The following is a 7007-nucleotide window of genomic DNA, read 5'->3' on the forward strand; positions in this document are numbered from 1 at the left end:
GCAGAGCACTGCGGCGTCGAGGGCAGGGTGGACATCATCACCGGCACGCTCGGCAAGGCACTTGGCGGCGCATCGGGCGGCTACACGTCCGGCAAGCGTGAGGTGGTCGATTGGCTGAGGCAGCGCTCGCGGCCCTATCTCTTCTCCAACACACTGATGCCGGCGATCGCGGGCGCATCTCTGAAGGTGTTCGACCTGATCGAGCGAGGCGATACCCTACGCGAAAAGCTTTATGCCAACGCCGGTCTGTTTCGGTCCCAGATGAGCGCGGCTGGTTTCAAGCTGGCTGGTGCCGACCATCCGATCATTCCAGTCATGCTGGGTGACGCATCACTTGCTCAAGCAATGGCAGAGCAAATGCTGGCTCGCGGAATTTACGTGGTAGGCTTTGCCTTCCCGGTCGTGCCGAAAGGTCAGGCGAGGATTCGAACCCAGGTGTCGGCAGCACACTCGGCTTCCGATATTGAACGCTGCGTAGAGCAGTTTATCGAAGTGGGTCGAGAACTCGGAATCATCGGCTCTTAACGCTTTGCTGGCGGGACTTCCCGTCAATTTGCTGCAGATTGCGCCGGCCGTCACAGCGATTTCTATCACGTGCCATGGCTCTCCTTGTCGGTTTCAAAAAGCCGACACGTTTGCAACGATCACCTCATTTCTGGTGCAATATTGAAACGCGAAGGTTTGGGCCAAAATCCATACTGACATCGTTCAGCAGGTGACGCGGGAGAGTCCGGGTTGACCGGCGCCGACGGAGCAACCCCCCAAGGAAACTCTCAGGCACAGGTGACCGCGCCACCGAACGATCTGGAGAGAGACGCCTGAGCGTCCACCGAAGGGGAATGCCGAATCTCGGCCAAGCTCTCAGGTACCAAGACAGATTTGGGGAAAGCCAGCGGTTCTCCGCGAATAACTCTGTCGAGGTTCATATGTCGAAAATTGTTGTCATCGGAGCAGGCATCGCGGGAGTCTCCACCGCGTATGCCCTTGCCAAGCAGGGCTACAAGATCACGGTCTTGGAACGCCGCAGATACGCGGCTATGGAAACGTCTTTCGCCAATGGTGGCCAATTGTCAGCCAGCAATGCTGAGGTTTGGAATCATTGGTCGACCGTACTTAAAGGCGTCAAGTGGATGCTGCGGAAAGACGCCCCGCTTTTGATGAACCCGTCGCCATCCTGGCACAAGTATAGCTGGATGGCGGAATTCGTCGCCCACATCGGCAAGTACCGGGCCAACACGATCGAGACGACCAGGCTGGCGATCGCCGCGCGCAAGCACATGTTCGCTATTGCCAAGGAGGAGGGTATCGATTTCGATCACGTGACGCGCGGTATTCTCCACATCTATTGGGATAAGGCCGGGTTTGACCATGCGACGCGCGTCAACAAGCTGCTGTCCGAGGGAGGGCTGCATCGACAGTCTGTAACGGCAGAAGAGATCAATTCGATCGAACCGACGCTACGCGGCGACTTTTACGGTGGGTTCTACACACCCTCCGATTCCACAGGAGATATCCACAAATACACAACCGGTCTGGCACGCGCTTGCGAGCGGATGGGTGTCGAGTTCGTTTACGACGCTGCAGTTCAACGGATCGACAGACGTGACAAATTTCACCTGTTCTATTCGCATGCTGAGGCAGGCGGAGCCTCGCGGAAAACTGCGATAGAAGCCGATGCGGTGGTCATTTGTGCTGGGTCGCAGAGCCGGGAATTCGCGGCCATGCTCGGCGATCGCGTCAACATCTATCCGGTCAAAGGATATTCGATCACTGTCGGGCTTGATAACGAATTGGCACAGCAGTCAGCTCCCTGGGTGAGCATTCTGGATGACAACGCGAAAATTGTTACCAGCCGTCTCGGCGCAAATAGGTTGCGTGTGGCGGGGACCGCCGAGTTCAACGGCTTCAACAAGGATATTCGGGACGACAGAATACGGCCACTGGTGGATTGGACGCGTGGCGTTTTCCCGGACGTGACAACCAACAGCGTAATCCCGTGGACCGGCCTCCGCCCGATGATGCCCAACATGCTCCCCAAAGTTGGACGCGGACGTCTACCTGGCGTCTTCTACAACACGGGCCATGGGCATCTTGGATGGACTTTGTCGTCTGCAACATCATCGATGCTCGCTCAAAGCGTGGTCGAAAAGTTGCCACTCAATTCGCGTGCGGCGGCCTGAATGCCTACTGCTGGAAAACATCCTTATGGTGTGCCCGCACACCATGAGGTCCATTGGCTCCGCGTGGCGGATGAACTATTCGAGTTCATGAATCACGAGGCCTTGCCAGGCACTGGGGTCGACAGCTCTGCATTCTGGGCATCGTTCTCGTCGATCGTCCATGACCTCGCCCCGCGCAATGGCGAGCTTCTTCAAATCCGCGAAATGATGCAGAAGAAGATCGATCATTGGCATCGCGGCAATAGTTCGCCTAAGGACCTCGACGCCTACAAGACTTTCCTACGCGAGATCGACTACATCGTACCGGAAGGCCCGGATTTCAGCGTCTCGACCAGTAACGTGGATCCAGAGATCGCGACAATAGCCGGGCCCCAACTCGTCGTACCGGTGATGAATGCACGGTATGCGCTCAATGCAGCCAATGCACGCTGGGGCTCGCTATATGATGCCCTTTATGGCACCGACGCCATTCCGGAGGCAGGCGGAGCAGAGAAGGGCAGCGGCTACAATCCGGTGCGCGGCGACAAGGTGATCGGTTGGGCGCGTAAGTTCCTCGACGAGAGCGTGCCGCTAGTGAGTGCAAGCTGGAGTGATGTGAAGGCATTCGCCGTGGCCGGTGCTGCGCTTGCTATCACCACAGTCGACGGCAAGTCCGTGGAGTTGAAGGCGCCGGATCAGTTCGCCGGCTATCGCGGCGAGATCGAGAAGCCGACGCATTTCCTCTTGAAGAACAACGGCATCCACATCGAGATCGTGATTGATTCCAATTCGGTGATAGGCAAAGCGGACGTTGCGGATATTTCGGACATTAGGCTCGAATCGGCTATCACCGCGATCATGGATTGCGAGGATTCAGTCGCGGCGGTCGATGGCGAAGACAAGGTCACGGTCTATCGCAACTGGCTCGGTCTGATGAAAGGCGATCTGACCGAAGAGATCACCAAAGGCGGTAAGACGTTCACCCGCAGACTGGAAGCCGACATCGATTATGCCGGCCCTGACGGTACGCCGTTTGCCCTGCGCGCTCGCTCGCTGATGCTCGTCCGCAATGTCGGGCACCTGATGACCAACCCGGCCGTGCTGGACCGTGACGGCAACGAGGTTCCGGAAGGCGTCATGGATGCCATGATGACGGCTGCGATCGCGCTGCATGATATTGGCGAGAAGGGCCGCCGCGCCAACTCGGCGGCAGGCTCCATGTATGTAGTGAAGCCCAAGATGCATGGGCCGGCCGAGGTGGCCTTCGCGGTGGAGCTTTTCTCTCGCGTCGAGCAGGCATTGGGCATGATGCCGAACACGATGAAGATGGGCATCATGGATGAGGAGCGCCGCACCACTGTCAACCTCAAGGAATGCATCCGCGCGGCGGAGGAGCGCGTTGTGTTCATCAACACCGGCTTCCTCGACCGCACCGGCGACGAGATCCACACCTCGATGGAGGCTGGTCCGATGATCCGCAAGGCGGACATGAAGCAGTCTCCGTGGATTTCCGCCTACGAGAATTGGAACGTCGATATCGGCCTGGCCTGCGGGCTCGAAGACCGCGCGCAGATCGGCAAGGGCATGTGGGCCATGCCGGACCTAATGGCAGCCATGCTCGAACAAAAGATCGGGCATCTCAATGCCGGCGCGAACACCGCTTGGGTGCCGTCGCCGGCGGCCGCCACTCTGCACGCCACGCACTACCACAAAGTCGACGTTCACGCTGTTCAGGAGATGCTGAAAACCCGTGAGCGCGCGAAGCTCGACGACATTCTTTCTATCCCGATCGCGCCGCGTCCGAACTGGACGCCGGAAGAGATCCAGAAGGAACTCGACAACAACTGCCAAGGCATCCTCGGCTATGTCGTGCGCTGGGTCGACCATGGTGTCGGTTGCTCGAAAGTGCCAGACATCAACGATGTCGGTTTGATGGAAGACCGCGCCACCTGCCGCATCTCCTCGCAACACGTTGCGAACTGGCTGCACCATGATGTCTGCAGCGGCGGGCAGGTGATGGAAGCTCTCAAGCGCATGGCTGCGGTCGTCGACCAACAGAATGCCGACGACAAGTTCTACCGGCCTATGTCACCCAGATTCGACGGTTTCGCATTCAAAGCCGCCTGTGACCTCATCTTCAATGGCAGGAATCAGCCGAGCGGCTACACCGAGCCCTTACTGCACGCGAACAGATTGCAGAAGAAACAGACCGACAAGGAACACGTTATAGCATGACCACCCTCACGCTCGTCAGCGCCAACAAAATCATTGAGGCATCGCTGCGCTTTGCAGTCGATCTCGAACTCAAACCACTGAGCGTTGCAGTTCTTGACTCGGGCGGTCACTTAAAGGCATTTCAGAAGCAGGATGGGGCATCACTTCTGCGCTTCGAAATCGCATTCGGGAAGGCGTTCGGGGCACTTGCAGTCGGCGCCGGTTCGCGATGGCTCGACAAGACAGCCACGGGACGTCCCCACTTCATCGAGGGCCTCAGCGGGATCTCCAGTGGCAAGATTGTTCCCGTTCCCGGAGGCGTTTTGATCAAATCCGCTTCGGGAGAGCTCTTGGGGGCTGTGGGTATCACAGGCGACAGTTCCGACAATGACGAGGCGGCCGCGGTCTTTGCAATCGAAGAGGCAGGCTTTCAAGCGCAAGTGGACTGAGACGGTACTTAAAGAATGACGGATGCGTCGATGCGGCTGGACCCGCCTGTCACTAGTCGCTGATACGATTGGCCGTGTGGCCGTAGGATGTAGAGGGATTTGAACATGAGCCGAGAGAGCGACTACGGATTTCCTCCAGAAGAATTCGAAGCGCGCGTTGCGCGGGCTCAAAAGTATATGCGAGAGCACAGGTTCGATGGACTTCTGTTATCGGGAATGGACAACGTTCGCTATTTCACCGGCCTGGATTCATCTTTTTGGGAGAGCTATACGAGGCCTTGGTTCGTTTTGGTTCCGGCCGACGGCATTCCCACCGCGATTATTCCTGAAATCGGCCGCGCGATCGTCGAGTCCACATGGATCACGAAGATCATATCCTGGCCGTCGCCGCGACCTGAAGACGAGGGCACCTCTCTTCTGGTCCAAGCTATCTCAGAACTCCCGCGCCGTTTCGGACGGGTTGGCGCTGAACTTGGTCGGGAACTGCGGATCGGCATGCCAGTTGCTCAGCTGAATTCCCTGATTGGGCAACTACGGGGGGTCGAAATAGCCGACGGCGCCGACCTGATCTGGCAGCTCCGTATGGTCAAGAGTGCGGCTGAGGTGAGGAAGATCCAGCATTCAATCGACATAGCAGGCGAAGTTTATGCGGCGGTGCCCGACTTCGTGCGTATTGGTGATAGTGAGCGCAAAATTCTGCGCAATTTCAGAAGCAGGTTGAACGAGGGTGGCGCGGCCACGATCCCAACGCTGATCTGCCGCGCGGATGTCGGCGGGCCTTTTGAAATCACAGGCGGACCGCGCGAGAGGCCAATTGCTGACGGCGATATGTTGTTTATCGACACCGGCACAACATTCGATGGTTACTTCTGTGACTACGACCGGAATTTCCGAGTTGGCAGCATCACGGATGAACTGCGCTTCGCACAAGAAAAGGTGTGGGACGCAAATGAAGTGGGATTGAATTCAGTCCGTCCCGGCGTGACCGCCGGTTACATTTTCCAGCAGATGGCAAATTCGCTCTCTTCCGGCGGACAAGATCTGAACAACAATGGACGTATGGGCCATGGGCTAGGATTGCGGCTCACAGAACCGCCGTCAGTGCGTTTGGAAGATGTAACGGTTCTGGTCCCAGGAATGGTGCTCTGCGTCGAACCCGCTTTGGAATATCAACCCGGAAAGATCGTCCTGCACGAGGAGACGGTTGTCGTAACGGAAGACGGTTGCCGTTTGCTAACGCCCCGCGCGCCTCGGGAACTACCACAGATAAGTTGACGAGTGCGTCAACCCTGCGCGAGATCACGTCACGAAGATAGGCGTAGGCTCGACACCACTCGTCCGACAGCCGGCGGCGGCTCGCTCCCGCAGTTCGGAGGCGCTATTGCCGCCGCCATGATCGTCCGCACCGGCGAAAGCTTGCCAGAAGCGGGCTGACGGCCTTTGCCGCACTCAGGGCGGGCGCGACCGTCGGGGAGGCGGCAGCAATAGCCCGTGTCCAGCCGACGAGCGTTTATCGCTGGCTCGACCGTGGGATCGAACATGGGCTCGAAGCGACCCTCGAGCGTCCAACCGGAAAGCCAGTCCTGACATCGGCTCAATCGGAGGCGCTTGCACAATGGATCCGTGCCGCCCGCGCCAACCAGAATCGCCACGCATCGTTGCTCAGGCGCAGGCGCGGTTCGGGATCGAGCTTAGCCTCCACATCGCGTCGAACCTCCTGAGGAAGCATCGCGACCGAAACCCAGGGAGCTGCCGTCGTCGCCGGCGTCTTTGGAGGCCGATGAACTCAGGGGGACCGCGCGCCAAGCCTACTCATGACCTGCACTGAGCGAAGTTTGTCGAACATTCTGTAGGGCAAGCCGATGCCACGAAGGCGCAGTTCCTTCACAAGTCGGTCCTGTAAGGTCTGGTTGGCCCGCTCGACGGAAAATGCCATGCTTGTCGCTGTAGAAGGCCAACGGCTTGCCCCAGGCTCTATATAGCTCCTACAATCTATGTTAAAGCAAGTTAGGAATGAGACATCGCTGGCAAGTTAGAAATGCGACACTCATAAGGCGGGGGGCGTTCGGTTTCTAGCAAAGTAGAAATGTCGCATCGACGGTGAAGCCGCGCCTTCTTGGCGCCGACGAGAGCGCCCGATCGGGCGTCAGCTGGTCCGGATTGCGCAGCCCGATCGGGGGCGATC

General features: G+C 58.3%; 6 protein-coding genes and 1 riboswitch. All 6 genes read left to right on the forward strand.

All coding sequences use genetic code 11. The features are described 5' to 3' along the window. Positions 1–525, forward strand: a 525-nt coding sequence (locus tag EOA60_RS13080; protein ID WP_128311448.1) for an aminotransferase class I/II-fold pyridoxal phosphate-dependent enzyme, incomplete at its 5' end; no start/stop codon positions are given. A gap of 186 nt (positions 526–711) precedes the next feature. Continuing rightward, positions 712–800: riboswitch (glycine riboswitch) on the forward strand. A 126-nt stretch (positions 801–926) separates the two neighbouring features. Further along, the gene (locus EOA60_RS13085; protein ID WP_127335602.1) at positions 927–2180 is read left to right on the forward strand and encodes a D-amino acid dehydrogenase; all 1254 of its coding nucleotides are present in this window, start codon (positions 927–929) and stop codon (positions 2178–2180) included. Then, on the forward strand, positions 2181–4394 hold the full coding sequence (locus EOA60_RS13090; protein ID WP_127335603.1) for a malate synthase G: 2214 nt from the start codon (positions 2181–2183) through the stop codon (positions 4392–4394). Next, entirely contained in the window at positions 4391–4822 is a 432-nt protein-coding gene (locus EOA60_RS13095; RefSeq protein WP_127335604.1) for a heme-binding protein, read from the forward strand. The genes EOA60_RS13090 and EOA60_RS13095 overlap by 4 nt, the downstream gene beginning before the upstream one ends. Before the next feature lie 105 nt (positions 4823–4927). Beyond that, a complete protein-coding gene (locus tag EOA60_RS13100; RefSeq protein ID WP_127335605.1) occupies positions 4928–6097 on the forward strand; it encodes a Xaa-Pro peptidase family protein in 1170 nt (389 codons plus the stop codon). 209 nt (positions 6098–6306) lie between these two features. Further along, positions 6307–6543, forward strand: coding sequence for a hypothetical protein (locus EOA60_RS38955; protein ID WP_245479242.1), 237 nt, complete (start codon positions 6307–6309; stop codon positions 6541–6543). Positions 6544–7007 lie beyond the last annotated feature (464 nt).

The sequence above is a fragment of the Mesorhizobium sp. M1A.F.Ca.IN.020.06.1.1 genome (assembly GCF_004023265.1).
In the GTDB taxonomy this organism is placed as follows: domain Bacteria; phylum Pseudomonadota; class Alphaproteobacteria; order Rhizobiales; family Rhizobiaceae; genus Mesorhizobium.